Annotated in this window: 13 protein-coding genes and 1 pseudogene; 2 read left to right on the forward strand and 12 right to left on the reverse strand. The window is 65.8% G+C overall.

Annotation, left to right across the window (positions count from 1 at the left end):
• Positions 1-241: 241 nt before the first annotated feature.
• A pseudogene (locus DSM100685_RS02250) lies at positions 242-562 on the reverse strand (5-formyltetrahydrofolate cyclo-ligase); the annotation flags it as partial.
• A gap of 749 nt (positions 563-1,311) precedes the next feature.
• Here DSM100685_RS02250 and dapB point away from each other — a divergent pair.
• On the forward strand, positions 1,312-2,064 hold the full coding sequence (dapB, locus tag DSM100685_RS02255; protein ID WP_152349737.1) for a 4-hydroxy-tetrahydrodipicolinate reductase: 753 nt from the start codon (positions 1,312-1,314) through the stop codon (positions 2,062-2,064).
• 571 nt (positions 2,065-2,635) lie between these two features.
• Here dapB and DSM100685_RS02260 read toward each other — a convergent pair.
• The 7 genes from DSM100685_RS02260 to DSM100685_RS10665 form a co-directional block, all read right to left on the reverse strand.
• Positions 2,636-2,821, reverse strand: a complete 186-nt coding sequence (locus DSM100685_RS02260; protein ID WP_152349766.1) for a hypothetical protein — start codon at positions 2,819-2,821, stop codon at positions 2,636-2,638.
• Between the two features lie 275 nt (positions 2,822-3,096).
• Entirely contained in the window at positions 3,097-6,711 is a 3,615-nt protein-coding gene (locus tag DSM100685_RS02265) for a helicase (protein ID WP_152349738.1), read from the reverse strand.
• 13 nt (positions 6,712-6,724) lie between these two features.
• Complete coding sequence (locus tag DSM100685_RS02270; RefSeq protein ID WP_240811871.1) at positions 6,725-8,029, reverse strand: FHA domain-containing protein; 1,305 nt, start codon at positions 8,027-8,029, stop codon at positions 6,725-6,727.
• Positions 8,030-8,152: 123 nt separating this feature from the next.
• A complete protein-coding gene (locus tag DSM100685_RS02275; protein WP_420837367.1) occupies positions 8,153-9,520 on the reverse strand; it encodes an MATE family efflux transporter in 1,368 nt (455 codons plus the stop codon).
• A 236-nt stretch (positions 9,521-9,756) separates the two neighbouring features.
• Positions 9,757-10,140: a 50S ribosomal protein L7/L12 gene (gene rplL / locus DSM100685_RS02280; protein WP_150353962.1), complete on the reverse strand. Its 384-nt coding sequence runs from the start codon at positions 10,138-10,140 to the stop codon at positions 9,757-9,759.
• Between the two features lie 99 nt (positions 10,141-10,239).
• Complete coding sequence (gene rplJ / locus DSM100685_RS02285; protein WP_152349740.1) at positions 10,240-10,761, reverse strand: 50S ribosomal protein L10; 522 nt, start codon at positions 10,759-10,761, stop codon at positions 10,240-10,242.
• Positions 10,762-11,150: 389 nt separating this feature from the next.
• On the reverse strand, positions 11,151-14,195 hold the full coding sequence (locus DSM100685_RS10665; RefSeq protein ID WP_163200860.1) for a 3-keto-alpha-glucoside-1,2-lyase-like domain-containing protein: 3,045 nt from the start codon (positions 14,193-14,195) through the stop codon (positions 11,151-11,153).
• A 666-nt stretch (positions 14,196-14,861) separates the two neighbouring features.
• On the opposite strand from DSM100685_RS10665, the gene DSM100685_RS02300 reads away from it, so the two are divergent.
• Positions 14,862-15,812 (forward strand): hypothetical protein, encoded by a 951-nt coding sequence (locus tag DSM100685_RS02300; protein ID WP_152349741.1) that lies wholly within the window; start codon positions 14,862-14,864, stop codon positions 15,810-15,812.
• 261 nt (positions 15,813-16,073) lie between these two features.
• Here DSM100685_RS02300 and DSM100685_RS02305 read toward each other — a convergent pair whose 3' ends face one another.
• From DSM100685_RS02305 to DSM100685_RS02320, 4 genes are all read right to left on the reverse strand, one after another.
• Positions 16,074-16,970 (reverse strand): YesL family protein, encoded by an 897-nt coding sequence (locus DSM100685_RS02305; protein WP_152349742.1) that lies wholly within the window; start codon positions 16,968-16,970, stop codon positions 16,074-16,076.
• Between the two features lie 641 nt (positions 16,971-17,611).
• On the reverse strand, positions 17,612-18,520 hold the full coding sequence (locus DSM100685_RS02310; RefSeq protein WP_152349743.1) for a carbohydrate ABC transporter permease: 909 nt from the start codon (positions 18,518-18,520) through the stop codon (positions 17,612-17,614).
• Between the two features lies 1 nt (position 18,521).
• Complete coding sequence (locus DSM100685_RS02315) at positions 18,522-19,460, reverse strand: carbohydrate ABC transporter permease (protein WP_152349744.1); 939 nt, start codon at positions 19,458-19,460, stop codon at positions 18,522-18,524.
• 184 nt (positions 19,461-19,644) lie between these two features.
• Complete coding sequence (locus DSM100685_RS02320; protein ID WP_152349745.1) at positions 19,645-21,009, reverse strand: ABC transporter substrate-binding protein; 1,365 nt, start codon at positions 21,007-21,009, stop codon at positions 19,645-19,647.
• Positions 21,010-21,282: the final 273 nt, after the last annotated feature.

The following is a 21,282-nucleotide window of genomic DNA, read 5'->3' on the forward strand; positions in this document are numbered from 1 at the left end:
ACCATGGAGCCCGTACAGGTGCGACGCCAGCCGTCGATCCGCTCCCCGATTTGTCCGACTCATGTGGCGTATCCGACTCCGCAGCTTCGTCCGGCTTCGCGGTTCCGTCCCGCTTTCCGGCTTCGTCCGGCTTTCCGGCTTCGTCCGACACCGCAGTGTTATCCGATTCCGCAGCGCTGTCCGGTTCCACGGCTTCGTCCGGCGCCTCCGTCTCATTCGCCTTGGCTCCCATGCCCGGCACGGCGATCGCACGGTCGTACCACCCGCCGCCGCGCCCGAGCCGCGTCCCGTCCAGCGTGCTCACGGCGAGCGCGGGCAGGATCACCATGTCCGCATCCCGCAACGCACCCGACGCATCCAGCACGGGCGCATCCATCGGCTCCGCGGGCCGGTGAGGACCGGGCGCGCGCAGATCGTCCAGCGACCGCAGTTCGCTCCAACCGACGTCCAGACCGCTTCCCAGCCGCGGCACAAGCACGCGGATATGCCGGTCAAGCAACAGTCGCAGCAGCGGGCGCGTCTCGATCTCCGTGTCCATGGACACGTACGCGGCCACGGTGGGTGCGGCATGAGGCCCGGCTGGCGCGTGGGCGGATTGTTTCAAATCCACACTTCCACCATGAACGTCGGTCCGCGCGACGGTCAGCACATCGGCGTGAGACCCGACGAGAGCAGGTGCGGACGGGTTCGGCTTCATGCCGCCGACTCCGCGAACGTCGTTTCGCTTGGCGATCAGCGCGTCCAGCAGCCCGCTCGCGCCCAACGCCGCGGCGAGACGCTCCCCCGCCGCAAGACGCCCGGCCTCGCTAGTCAACTTCCTGCGACGAAGGACCACCCTGCGCAGGTCACGTTTCGCGGCCGTGACCTCCGCCGAGTCCGTCATTCCGCCCGCGGTCTGACCCGTCGTCTTGTCCGTCGTCTTTTCCGTCATCGTCATGATTCCTATTGTGGCTCCCGGCCCCGCCGACCGCGAAGGAGCCCGCCCCGGCAACGGAAGCGCGATATTTCCAGCAACGGCGTTGGCATTCCGCCATTCCGCGGAAAAAGTCGGCGTTCCGTTGTCGTTCCTCCGATCAAATGCCCGGCAATGGCCGACCATTCCGACAACGGAAGCGCGACATTCCCGGCAGGTGCACTGGTCTTCCGCCATTCCGCAGAAAAAATCGGCGTTCCGTGGTCGGCGTCATCAAGCCAGGCAAGCCGTCCATGGACTCCGATGGGCGGGCCGGCGCCGCATCACGCATAATGAGAGCGGTTGACGGTCGAGCGGACCGTCCGGAACGGACAATACGCGAATAGAAGGAGCGACGAATGGTTCGGGTTTCCGTGGTGGGCGCCAAAGGGCGCATGGGCAGTCATGTGGTGGACGCGGTCAAGGGCGCCCCGGACACGGAGCTGGCGCTGACGCTGGACGCCGGCGACGATCTGGCCGCAATCACGCCGGACAACACCGACGTGGCGGTCGAGTTCACCGTGCCGTCGGTGTCACTCGGCAACGTGCTGGTGCTCGTCGCGCAGGGCGTGGACGTGGTGGTGGGCACCACCGGCTGGACCGCGGAAAAGCTGGACAAGGTGCGCGAGGCCCTCGCCGCCGCGCCGCGCAAGGATCAGGCCGTGTTCATCGCGCCGAACTTCGCGATCAGCGCCGTGCTGGCCGACCATTTCGCCACCGTGGCCGCCCGCTACTTCGAGTCCGCCGAGGTGATCGAGCTGCATCATCCGACCAAGGTGGACGCCCCCTCCGGCACCGCGTTCCACACCGCGCAGGGCATCGCCGCCGCGCGCAAGGCCGCCGGACTCGGCCCGGTGCCGGACGCGACGGAGACCGACGGCGGCTCGCGCGGACAGGTGGTCGACGGCATCCACGTGCATGCCGTGCGCCTGCGCGGACTCAACGCGCACGAGGAGATCCTGTTCGGCAACGCCGGCGAACAGCTCACGATCCGCGCGGACAGCTTCGACCGCACGAGCTTCATGCCGGGCGTGCTGCTTGCCGTGCGCAAGCTCGCCGAGGGAGGCCACGCGGGTCTGACCGTCGGATTGGACCACTTCCTCGATCTGTGACGATTGACCGTTTTGCCGTCGTTCGTTCCAATCTGCGCCCGCATAATCGAAGATTGGAACGAATGACGGCAAAACGGCCCTCATAGGGGCTCCAAAACGCGTTGATCGTTCCAACGTGTAACGCAGGACGCGCAAGTTGGAACGAATGACCGAAAACAGACCTCGCAAGGACATTCAAATACGTCATTCGTTCCAATCTGTCCCAGCAGAATCGCAAATTGGAACAAACGACGGAAAAACGGCCCCCATAGGGGTCCCAAAACGCGTTGATCGTTCCAACATGCATCACGAGGCGCTCAAGTTGGAACGAATGAACGAAAACAGACCTCGCAAGGTCCACAAATATGCCATTCGGTCCAACCTGCAACACAGAATGCGCAGTTTGGACCGAACGGGCGAAAAACAACCCGCGTAGGAGCCCTCAAATACACCATTCGGTCCAACCTGCGCCGGAAAGCGTGCAGATTGGACCGAATGAGCACAACAGGCTTGTGGGATGGGCCGGTCAGGATGAAGCGGGCGACCGCCACGGCCGCGAAGGACGTCGCATCGGGCCGGCCACCGGAACTTCTCAGCGCTTCTCGTTGAAGACGGCCCAGTGAGGCGGCAGCTCGCTGAGGATGCGGCGGTCGTCGTCGGCCTCGCGCTGGGCGGCGGTGCGTTCGTCGGAGGGCTCAAGCTTCACGCCGTCGGCGTCGAACCACTCGGTGCCCTTGCGCACCACGCGACGATGTTGCCCGCGCTTGGTGCGCGGCAGCGGGGCGGGTTCGCGGTTTACGTGCGAGCCGGCGCCCGCGGCGACGTCACGCGCAACGGGGGCATCATGCACGGCGGCATCGTCGTTCGCCGGGTTGCCGACCGCAACGCCACCATTCAGGTCAATGGCAATGCCCGCGGCGTCACCAACAACGTCATCGTCAGCAACACTGTCACCCGCAGTAACTTCGTCACCCGTCCCGGCAACGCCGCCCACTTCAGCCAAGCCGCCGCCGTTCACAGCAGCGTCAACAGCATCATGCACGGCATCCCCGCTCATCGCAGGTCCCCGTACACGCTGGCGAGGTGGGCGACGATGCGGTCCACCTCCTTGTCCGGGTTGACGAACGTGCCCACGGACCACACGGTCATCACGGACCAGCCGAGCATCTGCAGGTCCTCCATGCGCAGACGGTTGCGCTTGCGCGTGGACTGCACGCCCATGAAGTTCGCGTCGTCGGTGAGCACGGCGAGCGCGAACGGCTTGCCGGGCACGCCCACCACGAGCGGGATGCGCGCGGACGGGTCGTCGTCGAAGCCGTAGTCCACGGCCACGTTGAGCCCGCGGGCGCGGACGCGTTCGGCGAGGTCGGCGAACAGCACGTTGCGCACGGACGGGTCGTGCTCGGACGGGCGGAACGGCTCGGGGCTCAGCTGCTCGGCCCAGATGACCATCTCGCGCAGCAGCTTCGGACCGGGCTGGTGCAGACGGTCCTCCTCAAGGTCGGCGGACGTGAACGCGGACACGATGTCGAGGTTGCGTCCGGCGAGCGCCATGGCGTCGAGCAGCATGCCGGCGCCGCCCTCGCCCTCGAGGTCGCCGAACTGCTGGAGCAGACGGCCGTGCGAGGTCTTGGCGAAGCCGAGCGAGATGATCACGTCGGTGGACTGCGCGCCGGCAACCTCGTCGAGCCCGATGATGCGCACGTGATGGAGGAACTTGCCGAACGCGGCGTCCTTGGCGGCGCAGTTCTTGAGCTCGGCCCCGAGTCGCGTGCGGTGCGTGCCGGACAGCGTGACGATGGTGAGCAGGTACGAGGCGGGCACGATGGTGAAGCCCGCGGCGCGGCGGCGCAGCATCTCCACCACGGCGTCGATCTCCTGCTGGTTGGACTCCACGAGCCCGGAGGTGAGCACGGGCACGCCCACGCCGTCCACGCCGGTGTAGGACACGTTGCCGCGCGCGGCCTCGGTGGCGATGTCGAAGCTCACGTCGCCGTAGCCGTGCTCCTTGAGGAACGCGGCCACGCGCGGGGCGCGGCGTCCCGGACGGCCGGCGATCTCGACGCGCGGCAGCAGCGAGGCGAGCAGCTTGACGCTGTCGCTGGTGATGGTGGAGCCGTGCGCGAGCACCACGACCTGACGGGCGCGGCGCAGCACGGACAGCAGCTCGATGGGCGCGATGTGCGCGGCCGCGTCGATGATCGCCACGTCGGCGAGCTCCTCGGGGTCGGTCATGGCGGCCAGCGTGGCGGGCGTGGCCACGAGGATCGGCTTGGCGAGCTTCATGATCGTGGGGTACGTGTGCATGAGCCGGTCGAGCGGCACGCGCGCGGAGGAGGCGAGCATGGTGTGCAGCTGGTTGGCCTCCTGCGTGTGCGCGAACAGCATCTCCGAAAGCCGGCGCATGGATTCCTGGCCGACCATCGCGCCGATCGAGCGCACGTGCTCGGTGTCCACCTGGCTGAACCGGTCGGCCGCGTTGGACAGCGCCGAACCATCTTGGTTCGAAATGATGGCCGAGGAGTGGACGATGTCGTCGAACACGGTCGTCCACCACGCGAGCCGCAGCTCGTTGGCCACGGCGGGCTCGGCGACCTGACGGTTCTTGAGGTCGGCGACGAGGTCCTGCAGGCCGGCCGCGTTGAAGTCGCGCTCAAGGCAGGCGCGCGCGGGCAGGGTGTCGAGCGCGGTGTGGTCGTCGAACAGGGCCTTCAGGCGGGCCTCCACGTCGTTGAGCGGCGTGGTGCCCAGATTGCCGCCGGCCGGCGTGGTGGCGAGCACGGTGTCGAGCGCGGTCAGGTCGCGGTTCAGGGCGTCCTGCGATTCGATGATCTGGTCGAGCTTCGGCGGCAGCACGGGCCATCCGCCGGCGGGCACGAACGTGCGCCACTGCTGGGCTTGCTTGAGCACCACGATGAGCGCCTCGTGCAGGTCCTCGATCTGCGCCCCCACGCGCAGCAGGCTCTTGGCCTCCTTGATGTGGCGGCGGCGCTCCCAGAAGCCCATGGACGTGCCGGACGCCTTGCGGTCGGCCTTCGAGCGGGTGGCCTCGATCATGGCCGGGATGTCGCGCTCGAAGATGCCCGGCTGGAACACGTCGAGCACGCGGCGCAGGTTCTTGAGCACGAGCACCTGCTTGCCCCACTCCTGCGCGGTGGTGGGGATGGGGAAGCCGCACGTCTGCGCGGTGGCGGCCACGTGCTCGCGGGTGGCGGGCAGGATCTTCTCGAGCAAGCGCACCACGCGCTGGTAGGCGTCCACGGCCTCGTCCTCGCTGAACAGGGAGGCGCCGAACCACGCGGTGTCGGACGGGGTGATGGTGAACTCGCCGAGCCGCGCGGCCTGCTCCAGCTTGCCGCCCCACTCATCGAGCGAGTCCTTGATGGCGTGCGCGGTGGTGGCCGACAGGCGCACGCGCGTGGCCGGGTGCGTGGACAGCGTGGCGATGCTCGCGAGGTTCTGGATCGTCTCGTAGGCGGAGAAGCCCCAGCGCTCGTTGGCCCCGTGCAGGTCGCCAAGGTAGCGGGTCAGGCGGGAGCGCACGCCCACGAGCTCGTCGGCGAGCTGCTCGAAGTGGCTCGTGGCGGTGCCGGGTTGGAAGCCTACCGCGCCGATGAGCTGGCGGTCGATCGCCTTGTTGGACGCCGCGTCGGTCACGTCGAGCACCAGCGGGCTCATCTCGTTGGTGCGGATCTCCTGCATGAACCGGCGCTTGGACTCCATCACGCACGGCACGTACAGCACATTGCGCCCCTCCATGATGCAGCGGGACGCGATCGCGGCGGACTGCACGGCGGTGTCGCGGTTGGCCGGCTCGTCGAGGAACAGCGAATGGCCGGCCGCGGCGAGCTGGGCGGCGTAGCGCACGGTGTTGTCCACATCGCCGATCTCGTACTCGTTGTGCGGGTCGCCGTCGAACGGGCTGTATTCGGGGATCGTGGCCTTGAGGGACTGCCGGGCGTCCTCGTTGCCGGCGATCGCGTCGAGCAGCGTGTTGCCGGTCGGCCCGTCGGCCAGCTGGTCGATGATGGTCAGGCTTTCGCCGATGAGCAGCGAGGACGGCTCCACGAAGCAGCCGAGCACGATGGTCCGCTCGATGGTGAAGTCGTCGATGACCTGGAACGTCTTGGCGGTGATCGCGTTGAACAGCGCGGAGGTCTCCGGGGTGCCGCCCTCGTAGTGCGAGACGTCGAACAGCTCGGCCGCGTTGAGCGTGATGCCGCGGGCGCGCATGGCGGAGACGAACACGGAGTTGAGTTCCACCTTGCCGGTGAAGCGGATGGCGGTCTTGGACGGCGACGTGGCCGACGGCACCACCTCGACCGGGTAGAGCAGCACCGGCATGGCGGCACCCTTCCACGTGGCCACGCCCACGACGAGCGAGAGCTCCGAGCAGCCGCTCACGCGCTCCTTGACCGCGCGGTCGTCGAGCACGCGCTCGAGCCGGCGGTTGGCGGCGCGCAGCATGCCGTTGTCGCGGAACAGGGAGTCCAGATGCGCCTGACCGGAGGCGAACAGCTGGGCGATGCCGGACGGGTGCGCGTGCGTGAGGTCAAGCTGCGCGGCCAGCTGGGAGATGTCCTCCAGAGGCGTGGTGCCGGACGCGGTCTGGTACGCCTGACGCCATGCGCGGATGCGGTCCAGCGCCGATAGGTTCTTGTCGCTCATTGATCGGTTTCCCTCACTTCCCCATGGCCTTGCGGTAGTCGCGGTAGCCCTCGTTGCGTTCGAGCGCGGCGTCGATGTCCTTGTCCCCCAGCGCGGACAGCCACGCGTACAGATCGTCGTACAGCGCCGGGTTCATGGCGAGGAACGGCAGCAGCTGCGGGTAGCGGGCCATGTCGAACTGCGCGGCGAAGTCGCGCGTGACCTTGGCCTGGTCGGACGTGTGGCCGCCGGCTTCGATGGCCGCGGGTCGGGCGGCCTCGGCGGTGCGGCGGGAGACCATCTCGAACACGGACCCCGGCTCGAAGGTGGACGCCGGGGCCGCGGTCTGCACGGGCTGGGCGGTCGACTGGACGGGCTGGACCTGCTGGGGCTGCACGACCGGCTGCTGCTGGATGACCGGCTGGACCGTGGGCTGCACCACGGGCTGTGCGGCCTCCTGCGCGGGCTGCACGGTCTGCACCGGTTGCACGGTCGGCTGGACGAACGGCTGGACCACCGGATTGGACTGCGCAAACGGGCTGGTCTGCGCCACCGGATGCGCCGATTCCGTCGGCACGCCAACACCCGGCACGCCAGCGGACGGCACAACGGTCGGCGTCGAAGCCTGCGCTGCCGCCGCGATGTCCGCCGCCCCGACGAACGGCGACGGCTCGGCATCGGCCGCCGGCACGCCCGCCTGCACCTCGTCGATCGCGTCGGCGAACAGATCGCGCTGGCCGCCGTCGGAGGCGATGATCGCCCCGGTGCCGGACGCCACCGCGCGGTCGTGCAGGGCGCCGATCCGGCTGCGCACGCTGCTCGCGTCGAACGCACCGGTGGGCTCCCCCGCGCGCAGGTCGAGGATGTCGTCCACGGACATGTCCGCCGCGTCGGGCTCGGCGTCCTGCGCGCCGGTCGAGGCGTAGGAGAACAGGTTGGGCACGTCCTCCCCGGCCGCCTCGTCCGCGGCGGTCACCTCCACGCGCACGAAGTCCACCGGCACGTCGCCGAACTGGAAGCGCATGGTGGCGCGCGGCAACAGGAAGTCGGCCTGCGGCGGAATGCGCATGAGCTCGCCATCGTCGCGCACCACGTAGGTGCCGTTGGTGCTGTTGAGGTCCCTGAGCGAGCCGGCCCCCTGCGCGGACACGCTGAACGCGGCGTGGCGCTTGGACATCGACTTGGTCTGGTCCGGCACGTCCAGACGCCGCATGCCGTCATCGGCGAGCGGTCGCAGCGGCTTGCGCCCGATTTCCAAGCTCTCCCCCGGGTCCAGGCGCACTTCCTCGACGCCGTTGACCTTCACGATCCACTGCTGGGCCGGTCGCTGTTCGCTCACTGTTGGTCGACCTCCTTGAAATCGGGCATGGCGCGACGGACGGTGCGCCGCACGCACTATCTGCCATTGTGTCATGAAAGCCTGAAATGTTAACGCATGTCGGCGGGTATTGACCCACAATCGTCAATTTCCGCGATTCGCCGGCTTTTCGCTCAGGCCCCGCAGCACCACCACCTGGAACGGGATGGTGACGAGCAGCGTGAGCACGTCGCACACCGACTGCGAGATCTGCAGGCCCGTGATGCCCATCGCGTGCGAGAGGATCACCACCGTGGGCGCGAGGAACAGGCCCTGACGGCACAGGGCGAGGAACGAGGCGATGAACGTCTTGCCCATGGTCTGCTGGATCATGTTGGACGTCATGTTGAAGCCGTTGCACGCCACGGTCAGGCACTGCACGCGCAATGCCACCACGCCCACCGCGATCACCGCCGGGTCGGAGCGGAACAGCTCGATCAGCTGCGGAGCGAACGCCGCCATGCCCACCGCCAGCACGGCGAGCGTGCAGGTGGCCGTGCGCACCACGAACCAGTAGCCCTCCTTGACGCGCCCGTACTTGCCGGCGCCGTAGTTGTAGCCGCACACGGGCTGGAGTCCCTGCCCGAGGCCGATGATCACGGAGTTGGCGAACATGGTGATGCGCATCACGATGGCCATGGCCGCGATGGCCGCGTCGCCGAACGGGTTGGCGGCGAGGTTCACGCAGGTCACGGAGATGGAGTTGGCGCTCTGCCGGATGAGCGAGGGCAGACCGCCGCCGACGATCTCGCGCATGAGCAGCACGTCGGGCCTGCAGCGGCGCAGGTCGAGGCCGATCACGCCGAACTTCGCGCTCATGGTCGTCAGGATGGCGAAGCTCAGCGTCTGGCAGATGGCCGTGGCGAGGCCCGCGCCGAAGATGCCCATGTTGAGCACGAAGATGAACAGCGGCGCCAGACCGAAGTTGAGCAGCGCGCCGGAGACGAGGCCCAGCATGCCGAACGCCGACTGGCCCTGATACCGCAGCAGTCCGTTCAGGGCGAACGACCCGCACACGCAGGGGCCGGCGAGCAGGATGGGCGTGAGGTACTGCACGGCGAACGGGGCGATCGTATCGGTGGAGCCGAGCATGTAGACCAGCGGATGCAGCGCGGCGAGGAAGCTCAGGCCCACGGTCGCGCCCATGAGCACCGCGCCGGCGAATCCGACCGCGAGCAGGCGGGCCGCACGGTCGTTGTGCCGCTTGCCGAGCTCACGGCTCATGGAGTTGCCCGAGCCGTTGCCGAAGAAGAAGCCGATGGCCTGAAAGACGGTCATGACGGAGAACGCGATGCCGATCGCGCCGGACTGCGCGGTGCCAAGCCGGCCGATGAAGTACGTGTCGGTGAGGTTGTAGGCCATGGTGACCAGATTGGAGATCACCGCGGGCAGGCACAGCCTCAGGATCAGCGGACGGACCGGGCTGCCGGTCATCTGCCGGTACTTCTCGGCCGCGCTCATGGTCTTCATCATCGACAACGTCACGGGCATACCCTATCACCGCGCGGGACGACGGGCCCCGATCGTGTCACGGCGTTGCCGGTGTCGCCCTGCTGCCCGTCGCCCCGGGCGGACGGAGATCCCGTGCGAGCTGAGATCACGGGTGGACCGAGCAAAGCTCCCCACAACGCGGAAGACCCCGCGCGGAGCGAATCCGTGCGGGGTCTTCCCAAAAGCCTTGCAATGAGCGGGATTCCCTCCCGCGTGCATTACTTGAGCTCGACGGTGGCGCCAGCCTCTTCGAGCTGAGCCTTGGCCTTCTCGGCGTCTTCCTTCTTGGCCTTCTCGAGGATGGCCTTCGGAGCGCCGTCCACCAGAGCCTTGGCCTCAGCCAGGCCGGCGTTGGTGATGGCCTTGACGGCCTTGATGACCTGGATCTTCTTGTCGCCGACAGCGGTCAGGACGACGTCGAACTCGGTCTTCTCCTCTTCCTCAGCGGCAGCGCCGGCAGCCGGGGCGGCGGCAACGGCGGCGACCGGGGCGGCGGCCTCGACGTCGAACTTCTCCTCGAAGGCCTTCACGAACTCGGAGAGCTCGACGAGGGTCATTTCACCGAAAGCTTCCAGCAGCTCTTCGTTGGTGTACTTAGCCATGATGGCTTCCTTTCATGCTGACGGTCTCGCAACGTGGCGCTCGGCCGTCTCAATGTTTTTTGTTGTTTTCCGAATGTCATGCGGCAAGCCGCACGGGGATCAAGCTGCCTTTTCCTGCTTCTCGCGCAGGGCGTCGATCGTACGCACGGCCTTGGTGGGCAGAGCGACGAACAGGTACGCGGCCTTGGCGGTCGTGGCCTTGAGGTCGCCGGCGAACTTGGAGAGCAGCTGCGGGCGGGACATGAGATCCGCCAGCTTCTTGGCACCCTCGGCGTCGTAGACGGTGCCATCGGCATAGCCGCCCGTGATAACGAGAGCCTTGTTGGTCTTGGCAAAGTCACGCAGCGTCTTCGCAGCCTCGATGAAGTCGCCCTTCACGAAGGTGATGGCGGTCGGGCCCTTGAGCAGGTCGTCAAGACCCTCAATGCCCGCTTCCTTGGCGGCGATGCGCGCCAGCGTGTTCTTAGCCACAGTGTAGGAAGTATCGCGGCCTAGCTTTTCGCGCAGTTCGGAAACCTGCGGAACGGTAAGCCCGCGGTACTCGGTCAGGTAGACAGCGTCAGCGTTACGGAACTGCTCCGTAAGCTGAGCGACCACCGCTTCCTTTTCGGGCCTCTTCATGGCGTTCCTTCCTAGATCGGCCATTGGTCTGGAGTCCGGACGCTTCGGGTCAAGGTTCACAGGGCAACAAAAAAGCCCTGCGCACAGGCAGAGCAACATACAACCGCAAGCGAACTTGCGAACCCTTGCGGGCTTATATCTCTCAACCTGCGATGGCCTTGGCGAACCAAACTTCAGAAGACTTTGCGATCTTCAACCAACGGTCTGTGGTTTACGGATGGCTAGAGTACACGCCCAAGCCCCGCCGCGCAATCCGGGCGTGTCGCGGCGGCGCATCATCGCAAATTTGTGAAAATGCGTCTCCAAGCGGGCGAATTCGGTGGAATTCAGCCTCTCAGAGACGCATTGTCACAAGTTTGCGATTTTCGGCGGGCGACGCGGCCGGGCGATCACTCGTGGAGGGTGCCGATCGCGTCGATGAGGAACGGGTGGTCCGTGGCGGTGGCGAGCGTGACCGTGTGGCGGCCCGGGGTGAGGCCGTGCAGCTGGAACTCGCAGCGCAGGGAGCCGTCGGCGGGCATGACGGGAAGGGTCGCGGATGTGTTCCCCTCCGCGTCGCCGTTCCACGGCTCGCCGTCCACCGTCGCGGTCAGGCGCGCCTTGCCGTCGGAGCGGCCGAACACGTCGAGGCCCACGCCGTCGAACGTGAGGGACACCGATGCGCCGGCGCCCAGCGACGTGGTGGTCGTGCGGTTGTAGTCGTACATGCCCTTGCCGGTCTCGTGGATCCACGGGCCGGCGTACGAGAGCCGCGGCGTGGCGGTGTCGTCCCACGAGACGGTGTGCAGGTCGTCGATGAGCTCGGAGTAGTACGGCGCGAATCCGGGGATGCGCTCGACGCGCAGGTTGGAGAAGCGCACGTGGTTGAAGCTCGTGCCGAGGTTGATGCGGCCGGCCGACTGCGGGTGCTCGTCGCGCCAGGAGGCGATGTCCACGCCGTTGACCGCGAACGTGACGGTGTCGCCCGCCACTTCGAGGCTCACGGTGTTCCACACGTCGGCGCCCGGCTCGAACGCGCGGGCGAGGGCGGCCTTGGCGCGCTTGCGCAGGTCCTCCAGGTGACCGCGGCGCTTCTCGTCGCCGAAGCGGCGCAGCAGGTACACGCCGTCCGCGCGCAGCTTGACGTCGTACGCGCAGATGTCGGTGGTGAACTTGCCGCCGGCCATCTCGCGCGCGCCGAGCAGCACGTAGGGCGCGCGGCCCTCGTACGGCTCGAAGCGCACGTCCACGCTCACGCGGTAGTTGGTCCAGCGCATGTCGCCGATCGCGGTGCGCGGGTCGCCCTCGATCCAGGCGTTGCCGGCGTGCGGCCAGTCGATCTGCTGGCGCAGTACACGGCCGCGCTCCGGGTCGGGCACCACTTCGAAGGCGCCGTTGGTGTCGGTCGTGTAGCGCGGCGTGGCCCCCGCGTCGCCGCCGCGGGACGCGAGGTACGGTTCCGTGACCAACGCGTCACCCTTGAACACCTGCACGTCGGGGGCGTCCTCGTAGCGGAAGTCGTCGGCGTAGAGCACACCGCGCTCCGGATCCTGGTCCAGCACCGCGCGGGTGTGCTCGGCGGCGCGCGGCAGCCGGCTCGCGGACTCTCCCACGGCCACCGCGGTGCCGTCGGATGCGCTGCCGGCGGATTCATTGTCAGCGAGCGTGGTGGCGGTGATCATGGACCACGGGGCGACCGTGATGTCATACTCCACGGTTTCGCGGGCCTCGCCGTCGGCGCCGCCCACGGTCGGCTCGGCGTCGAACGCGGACTCCATCGTGGCGTGCGGGGCGTGCGTAGCTTGCGTGGCCGCGCTCGCGTCCTCGCCTCCGCGCACCGCATAGCGCGCCGGCTGCAGCACGCCCCTCTTGGCGAGCCAGCGGGCGTCGTACGGTTCGCCGGACTCGGCGGCGCGGGTCTCCCACACCGTCAGCGGCCTGCCCGCGGCGGCGAGCGCGGCGTCCACGGCGAAGCGGTAGTGCTTCTCGTAGGCGCTGTCGTTGACGATTACCGCGGAGAAGTCGGAGCCGTCCGGCGCGGCGAGCGTCAGGTAGCTCGGCTCGCCGTGGCGCGCCCCGTTGACCGGGTTGTTGCCGCCGACCTCGCAACCGGACGCCGCGGGGATCGCGCGCCAGATCGGGCGGCGGCCGTCCTCGTCGTCCACGCCGACCCAGCCGAGGTTCGCGAACCGGGCGAAGTGCTCGAGCACCGCGCAGCCGGCGTCGTAGTACATCCAGCCGCTCCACGGGTCGCGTGCGGAGATGAGCTCCTTGTAGGAGTACTCCATGTTCTCGTAGAAGCTGCCGATGGCCGGCTGGTAGAGCGCGCACGTGCGGCGGGACTCCACGAAGCCCTTGACGAGCGTGTTGGCCATTTCGAGCGGGCCGTTCTGGCCGCCGATGCCGGTGCCGGCGTAGTGCTTCGCGGCGTCGTCCGCGCCGGTTCCCGTGCCGGCTTCCGCGCCGACTCCCGCGCCGGCTTCCGTGCCGTCGTCGTTGGTGTTGTTCGGGCGGTCGGCCGAGCAGGAGAACGTGGCCTGCGCCTCGGAGTTCCACACCTCCTTGTCGAACTCGTCGGCGAGGCGCGTGAAGTTGCCGTGCGGGTCGTCCTCCACGGAATAGTGGTAGGACGCCACGTCGATGGACCTGAGGTACTCGGCGTTGCCGACCATGTCGTCGCCGAACGTGCCGGTGACCTCCTCATCGGAGGTGATGGTCTTGATGCGGTGGAACAGTTCGCGCTCACGCTCGCTCGCGAACCCTGCGTTCGGATCGTCCGGGCCGTTGCCCTCGAAGCCGGTTTCGTCGGCCTTGACGCGGCGCGAGAATTCGCTGACCCAGTCGAGGTCGGCGGTGCGCTCGTTGACGTCCGGGTTCACGGAGTCGACCATGAAGCCGTACTCGCGGTACGCCGCCAGAATGGTGTTCTTGTACCAGCGGTAGACGTCGTCGTTCGTCCTCACCCACGTGGGGGCGTGCCAGCGCAGGATGCTCACGTGCAGGCGCGGGTTGTAGCGGCGGGCGTCGGCGGCGAGCTGGAAGCCGGGCTCGCGCGTGACGGCCGGGTACTCGTCGCGGTCACGCATGGTGGCCACGTTCGGGCCGGTGGAGTTGTTGCGGTCGTTGCCCATCTCCACCTTGACGGTGTTCATCATGGGCCGATCGCCGCCGAACAGCGTCTCGACGAGCTTCCAGTACACGTCCGGGTGCTCGGCCTTGTAGTCCATGAGCAGGCTGGACGTGGCGTTGCCGGACAGCACGCCGAAGCCCTTGTACGTGAGACCGTTGCGGTTGGCCGCCGCCTTGTCCACGTCGCGCTTGGCGAGCAGCACGTCCACGGTCGGCTGATCGTCGCCCGCCGGCCGGACGCCGTCTTTCGGTTGGATGGCCTTCGGATCGACGCCCTTCGTCTGATCGTCCGCCAACTTGTCGGTTTCCTGAGTTTTGATCGTCATCTCAACCCCACTGTTAACGAAAACATTTTGTTGAAACGATCATACTCGATCATCTGCGATCATCACCACCCCGCCGCCCGCGTGTGTCGGAAGGCCGGATGACAAATGCCGGAAGATCTGAGCATTTGCCCGGTCAGTCCCGTGACAACGGAATGCGGATTTTCTCCTTCGTATGCGCCCCATTCCGCCAATTTCGGGGAAAAACCTTGACTCCGTTGCCAGCCCGGCCCGATGCCCCGACAACGGAATGCGGATTTTTGCTCCCGCATCGTTGCCACTCCGCCGATTATGGAGAAAATTCCCGGTTCCATTGTCACCGCCCTTTCTCCGCCGACAAGGGAACCGGGAATTTCGACCGGACAGTGGACATTCAGGCGGAAAATGCGTCTTCCGTTGCCAAGCGGAGCCGTGGAGCGACAAGGGAACCGGGAATTTTTCGGCGACAATCCCGTCATGGTACCGACTTGCCTTTAAAAATCGACCCTCCATTGCCGGCACGGCACGGAGACAAGGCCGCGACACGGACGAACGGCCACGGTGAGACCGCCACCCGCCAAGCCGGCATTGCGCCATGCAACCGACGAAACTCGACGCCCGCGCACGGGCCCATCGAAGTCCCATGATAGATTTGACGGCGAGGGATACAGCAACGAAGAAGGTCCCTCCATGTTCGAATTCCGGCAAGAGCCGTCCACCTCGCACATCATGCGCCATGCTTCATGGGCCACCAACCAATCCGCCGTCGCCGCATGCCGATCACTCAACGCCGCAGTCAGACGCGATCTGACCTACGGGCTGTCAACCGCCACGAACCTGTTGGGCCGACAGGTACCGCGATCATTCCCGCAACAGGATGGGCGGCCATTCGCGATCTTCCCCGAACCCTCAGCCGTACGCCGCGCGGGTATGGCCGAGCGCAGGGCATGGCGTCCGCTCGGCGCACCGGGAGCGATCATCACGGTGAACGGCATCCAATGCACTTCTCCGGCCGCAACCTTATGTCACATGGCCGCTTGTTGCTCCCTGACCGATCTGGTGGTCCTCGGAGATTCGTTTTTATGCCGGGACCGCACACTCAGAAGGATGACCATCGACGACCTGCAACAATTCCTCGATCGGGCTGGACGATTCGTCGGACGCCCGGACATCATCCGTGCCATGGGGCTGCTCCGGCCGAACACCGACTCCCCGGCTGAGACATTGCTGCGCCTTGATGCGCTGCGCCATGGTCTGCCCTGCCCGCAAACGGATGTCGTCATCGCCAAAGAGCCATGGGAAATACGTCTCGACATGGGATGGCCGCCATACCGGATCGGCCTGGAATATCAGGGATCGCACCATCGTGACCAATATGAGGCGGACGTCGACCGGGTCAACGCCGTTCTCGCCACCGGGTGGATCGTCTTCCAAGCCACCGCCACCACCGCCCGCGACCCCCGTCTGGCATATCAACTTTTCGAGAATGTAGCCAACGCACTGCGCAATGCCGGCGCGCCGATCGGCCACGCCTACGTGGAGCCGCTGACCGTCCTGCAGCTCACCGATCCAGTAAGAGGCCGGCCCAGAAAGACGCGGCATGACATTTGCCCTCTGACAACGGAAGAGCGATTTTTCTGACATCAGCCCAGACATGGCGGCCCCAGACAGCGGAAAGTCGCTATTCCGTTGCCGACGGCATGCGCACGTGCGGCAACGGAATGGCGACTTTTTCTGACCAAACCGCGGAAAACCGAACTTCGGACGGTGAAAACCCTTGTTCGCTTGTCAGCCGAGGATGCGCCAGATGGTCACGAAAGGCGGGCATTTTTCATCAGTCGGCGGTATTCCAACGGCCGGTCCAAGAATTAGCCCGTTCCGTGGTCGGTCCCCGCCGCAACCTCATTGCATGACGTCGGTGCCGCCGCGCCAGAAGGAGGAGCCGCCGCGCCCGCGACGGGAGGACTTGGCGTCGGCGCCCACGGAGTACATGTCGCGGATGCGCTTGTCCCCGCTTTCGGCGGCCATCTGCGCGAAGAGGATCTGCGCCTGCCAGCGGGCGGCCGCGTACTCGATGTAGAAGACCATGCCGGTGCCGAGCAGCAGCACGAGGATCGGGCTCCACATGACGCCCCAGAAGAAGCCGACCATGACCACGAGCGCGATGAGCAGCGCCACCCAGCGCCGCACGGAGAGCAGCACCGCACTCTTCATGACGCTCCACCACTTGGCCTTCGGGTATTCGACCACGATCACGAGCCCCACGAAGTACGCCTGCAGGAAGATGGCCATGGCCACGAGCAGGACCGGCACGAGCGCCGCGCCCCACTGGAACTGCTGGGAAAGCTGGAGGTCGTAGCCGAACGCGAAGATCGCGAGGCAGCAGCTGAAGCCCACCGCCAGCGCGCGCAGGAACAGCTTGGCGTAGGCGCGGAAGAACGGCTTGAAGATGGCGGTCGGACGGTCGGACGGCACGTAGGGCGCGGCGATCCAGTCCGGCGGGAAGTTCGGGTCCTTCGCGTGGTCCTCGGTGAGCTTGATGCGCAGCTGGGCGTCGCGCGAGTTGAAGGTGGGCTGGTCGCGGAAGATGGCGAACAGCGCGGCGAAGGCGGGCGCGCTCAGGGCGAGGGCGCCGGCGTAGGTGGGATAGTACATGATCGGCACGCGCGTCATGAGGCAGATGGTGAGCGGCAGCGCGCACAGCAGCGTGAGCCAGCCGGCCATGAGCATCAGGTAGATGCTGTTGGCCACGGTGGTGAACGCCTTGTTGAATGATTGCTTGCTGAATGAGGACGCCATTGTGCCTACCTTACTCTCGCTTGCCGATGGACGGACGCCGATGGGCGATTGCCGGCGGATATTTGCCGATGGATGTTTGCCGACCGACGGGCGATTGCGGACGGGCGCTCGCCGACGGACAAACGCCGATGGACGAACGCCAATAGGCGCCTGCCGACGATGGTCGATTGCCGACGGACGGACGCCCGGCCCATGCGCACGGGTCAGCACGGCCCGCCCGGCCCCGCGGGTACGAATTTCAGAGGATGGATTTCAACGTTTACCTACGATGATAAAGGATAGGCCCCTCCACCGATTGGGGAGGAGGGGCCTATTGGTTGCTAGTTCGGAAGGAAGCTTAATTGATTCCCCTCTAGCGGAACGGATTGGGCGTAGATTGCGGGGCGGGGACGCGAGCCGGTCCGTTTTCGGAAAGCGACTTCATACCAGCCGGCGGTTCCCGGCCCGTTGGGTGAGGAATAATAACTTCCTCATTGCCAAGCGGGAACCGGCCCGTTGGGCGGCGTCATGGCAGTCGCCTTCGGACCTGCAATTATGGACTCACCCTGCGGGCGAGGCTCAATCCGACCTTCGCGGCCGACGTGGACCGCTCAGGCTGAGCGAGCCCTGGCGGGAGTCCATCGGACTCCCGCCAGTCGGGCTCAGCCCTTCATGCCGGAGGTCGCGATGCCCTCGACGAACTGCTTCTGACCGATGAGGAACACGATCAGGATCGGGAGGACGGAGAGGACCGAGCCGGTCATGATCATGGCGTAATCGGCGGAGTACTGGCCGATGAACGTCTTGAGGCCGAGCTGGATGGTCCACAGCTTGTTGTCGCGCAAGTAGATCAACGGGCCCATGTAGTCGTTCCACGTGTTGGTGAACGTGATGATGGCGAGGGCCGCGATCGACGGGCCGGACAGCGGCAGCACGATGCGCGAGTAGATGCCCCACTCCGAGAGGCCGTCGAGGCGGGCGGCCTCGGAGAGCTCATCCGGGATGGTGTCGTAGAACTGCTTCATCATGAACACGCCGAAGGCGCCGAACGCCTGCAGCAGGATGATGGACCAGCGGGTGTTCGCGATGCCGAGGGCGGCGAGCATCTTGTACTGGGGCACCATGTAGGACTGCCACGGGACGGCCATGGTGGCGATGTAGGTGAGGAACAGGGCGTTGCGGCCGCGGAACTTGATCTTGGCGAAGCCGTACGCGGCGAAGGAGCCGGTGAACACCTGCAGGAACGTCACGCAGATGGCGAAGAAGACGGTGTTGCCGGTCCACAGGCCCATGTCGGCCTTGGTCCAGATGCTGACGTAGTTCTCCCAGTGCCACACGGACGGGAACCACTGGATCGGGACCATGTAGACTTCGTTGTTCGGCTTGACGGCGGACAGGAACATCCACACGAACGGGATGACCATGAAGATCGCCAGCGCGATCATGACCACGTAGCCGACGACGGTGCCCACGATCTTCAGCGGGCTGGAGGGCTGCTTGTTGAACGGAATGTCCGCGGAGCCGGAGGGTGCGCCCTTGACGGCCACGGGCGAAGAGGTAACGCTCGTCATCTCACTTCTCCTTCGCGTTGTTGTAGACGAACTGGATGATCGTCACGACCATGCACAGTGCGAACAGGACCAGGGACACGGAACCGGAGTAGCCGTAGTTGCCGCGGTCGAACGCCTGCTCGTACACGTACTGGGCGAGCACGTAGGTGGAGGTGCCGGGGCCGCCGTTGGTCATGACCAGGGTCAGATCAAGGATCTTGAAGGAGCCGATGGTCAGGGTGACCATGACGAAGAACAGGGTCGGGCGCATGCACGGGACGGTGATCTTCCAGAAGCGCTGCCAGCCGTTGGCGCCGTCGACCTCGGCGGCTTCGTACAGCTCGTGCGGAATGGTCTGCAGACCGGCGAGCAGCAGGATCATGAAGTAGCCGACCTCACGCCAGGTGCCCACGATGATCACGGCGGGCATGGCCCACTCGGTGGTGGACAGCCAGCCCGGGGCCCAGCCGCGGGTGAAGAAGCGGATGAACTGGTTGACCACGCCGGCGTTCGGGTCGAACAGCATGTTCCAGACCTGCGCGGCGGCGACGATCGAGGTGATGTACGGGAAGAACGCGACCGTACGGAAGAACGCCTTGCCCTTGAGCTTCGAGTTGAGGATGACGGCCAGCGCGAACGCGAGGATCAGCGTCAGCGGGATGTGCACGACCGCGTAGTAGATGGTCTGCCAGAACGACGCCCAGAACTGGGAATCGTGCGCCATGCGCTGCCAGTTGGTCAGACCGTTGAACTGCGGAAAGCCGAACGCGCTCCACTTCGAGAACGCGACGTAGAACAGCGACAGCACCGGGCCGAGGACCAGGAACAGGAAGCCGATGAAGTTCGGCGCGATGAACAGCAGGCCGTTGCGCAGGTTGCGCCGCCCGATGGCGTTCGTCGTCAGTTCACCGCCCTTCGACTTCTTGGCCGGCGCCGCCGGCTTGCTTGCCACTTCAGTCATTGGAATCTCCTCCCTAAAGACCTTCCTAATGATTTCCCTAAATGTGTGAGAGCCGTTGTGTATCCAGCACCCGCCGTTGAAAGCGTAGCGCGGTGTCGAACCGTTTTACGGCATTGAAAAAGCGGGCCGTGCGTTCAGTTGTTGAAAACACGACCCGCTTTCTTCAGTCAGTCGCCTGTGGAGCTTACTTCAGGATGCCCTGCGAGGCGATGTCGTCGTTGGCCTTCTGGATGGCCTGGTCGACGGTGCCGGTCTCGGTCATGATGGTGGACATCATGGTCTTGAGGATGCCCTGGACATCGTTGGTGGCCTTGTCCACGTAGTTCTCAGGACGGGTGTCGTGCTCCTGCCAAGCCTTCTTGGACTGATCGTCGTTGGCCATGCCGTCAACGCCGAAGTAGGTCTTCACAACGTTGTCGGAGAAGTAGGCCGGGGTGGTGGAGATGGCGGCGAGAGCCTCGGCGCCCTTCTCGCCGGAGGCGAACTCGACGAACTTCTTGGCGGCGGCGAGCTTGTCGCCGGAGGCGCCGGCGGAGATGGCGAGGCCGGTCGGATCAGCGAAGGTGATCGGCTTGCCGTCGGAGCTCTTCACGGTGGAGGACTGCGGGATCGGAGCCATGCCCCACTCGAACTTGTTGGCGTCGCCGGACTTCTGCTGGGAGACGAGGGTGGCGGCGTACCAGGTGCCCATGGGCAGCATGGCGGCCTTCTCGGTGCCGAACTGAGCCTGGTACTGAACCTTGTTGGCGGTGACGGTGTTGTAGTTGACCGTCAGGTTCTCGTCCTGGGCCTTGAGGAAGACGTTCTTGTACATGTCGGCCATGTAGCTGTAGTCGCCGGACAGGAAGTTCTTCTTGGCGCCGTCAACGGTGGCCGCGGACTGGGCGGTGGTGAAGGACTGCGTCACGGACTGCCAGGAGGTGTGGTGGTAGGTCGGGTAGACGGAGTTGGCGTCGTAGCCGGCGGCCGGCAGCTTGGTCTTCAGCTCCTCGGCGACCTTCATGTAGTCGTCCCAAGTCCAAGTGCCGTCCGGGATGGCCACGCCGGCCTTCTCGAACATGGTCTTGTTGTAGAACAGGACCCAAGAATCCTGACGGTACGGCATGGCGTAGTACTTGCCGTCCAGGTTGTACTGGGAGATGTCGATGTTCTTGTCGTTCTTGTAGGTGTCGGCGATGGAGCTCAGGTCAGCGAGGCCCTGGGACTCGACGGCGTAGGTGTAGTACTTCTGGAGGTTCTTGATCGGGAAGACCTCGGGGGCGGTGCCGCCGGAGAGATCGGTGGTCAGCTGCTTGTCGTAGTCATCGGCGGAGTATTCCTTGATCTTCACCGTGATGTTCGGGTTTTCCTTCTCGAAGGCGTCCACGAGGGTCTGGAACTCCGGGGTGGAGTTCAGGGACCAGCCGGCGAAGCTGATCTCGACCTTGGCGTTCGGATCGAGGGTCGCGTTGGCGACGTCACTGCCGCTGTTGGAGGAACCGCAGGCGGACAGCGCCATGGCGGCAATGGAAGCGATGGCGGCAGCCTGAGCGGTGCGCGTGTACTTCATGATGTTCCTTTCTTCCTTCCTAGCATCTTTGCTAAGACCGGAACTGATCGCTGCTACGTGATCTGTTCCGTTCTTGGTTATTACTATACCGCGCCCTATTGATCACTTCTGATTGTTGCCATTATTTGCCTTGAAAATATCCGCCACGCGAGGCGGGGGCACGGGCCGGTAAACGTTGCAACACCGGCGTTTGCCAGTGTTTTCAAGGGGTTTCGGGAGGTGATCATTTCGTTCATTCATGATCAAAACGCCGTTCAGGAAATGCTCAGTTCC

The organism is Bifidobacterium avesanii (assembly GCF_009299475.1).
Lineage (GTDB): Bacteria > Actinomycetota > Actinomycetes > Actinomycetales > Bifidobacteriaceae > Bifidobacterium > Bifidobacterium avesanii.

Bases quoted from the DNA above. Each gene is read 5' to 3' on its own strand.
- rplJ (WP_152349740.1), bottom strand. From the start codon at position 10,761: ATGAAGAGGCCCGAAAAGGAAGCGGTGGTCGCTCAGCTTACGGAGCAG.
- DSM100685_RS02265 (WP_152349738.1), bottom strand. From the start codon at position 6,711: ATGAGCGACAAGAACCTATCGGCGCTGGACCGCATCCGCGCATGGCGT.
- DSM100685_RS02305 (WP_152349742.1), bottom strand. From the start codon at position 16,970: ATGGCGTCCTCATTCAGCAAGCAATCATTCAACAAGGCGTTCACCACC.
- DSM100685_RS02310 (WP_152349743.1), bottom strand. From the start codon at position 18,520: ATGACGAGCGTTACCTCTTCGCCCGTGGCCGTCAAGGGCGCACCCTCC.
- DSM100685_RS02315 (WP_152349744.1), bottom strand. From the start codon at position 19,460: ATGACTGAAGTGGCAAGCAAGCCGGCGGCGCCGGCCAAGAAGTCGAAG.
- DSM100685_RS02300 (WP_152349741.1), top strand. From the start codon at position 14,862: ATGTTCGAATTCCGGCAAGAGCCGTCCACCTCGCACATCATGCGCCAT.
- DSM100685_RS10665 (WP_163200860.1), bottom strand. From the start codon at position 14,195: ATGACGATCAAAACTCAGGAAACCGACAAGTTGGCGGACGATCAGACG.
- DSM100685_RS02275 (WP_420837367.1), bottom strand. From the start codon at position 9,520: ATGATGAAGACCATGAGCGCGGCCGAGAAGTACCGGCAGATGACCGGC.
- DSM100685_RS02320 (WP_152349745.1), bottom strand. From the start codon at position 21,009: ATGAAGTACACGCGCACCGCTCAGGCTGCCGCCATCGCTTCCATTGCC.
- dapB (WP_152349737.1), top strand. From the start codon at position 1,312: ATGGTTCGGGTTTCCGTGGTGGGCGCCAAAGGGCGCATGGGCAGTCAT.
- rplL (WP_150353962.1), bottom strand. From the start codon at position 10,140: ATGGCTAAGTACACCAACGAAGAGCTGCTGGAAGCTTTCGGTGAAATG.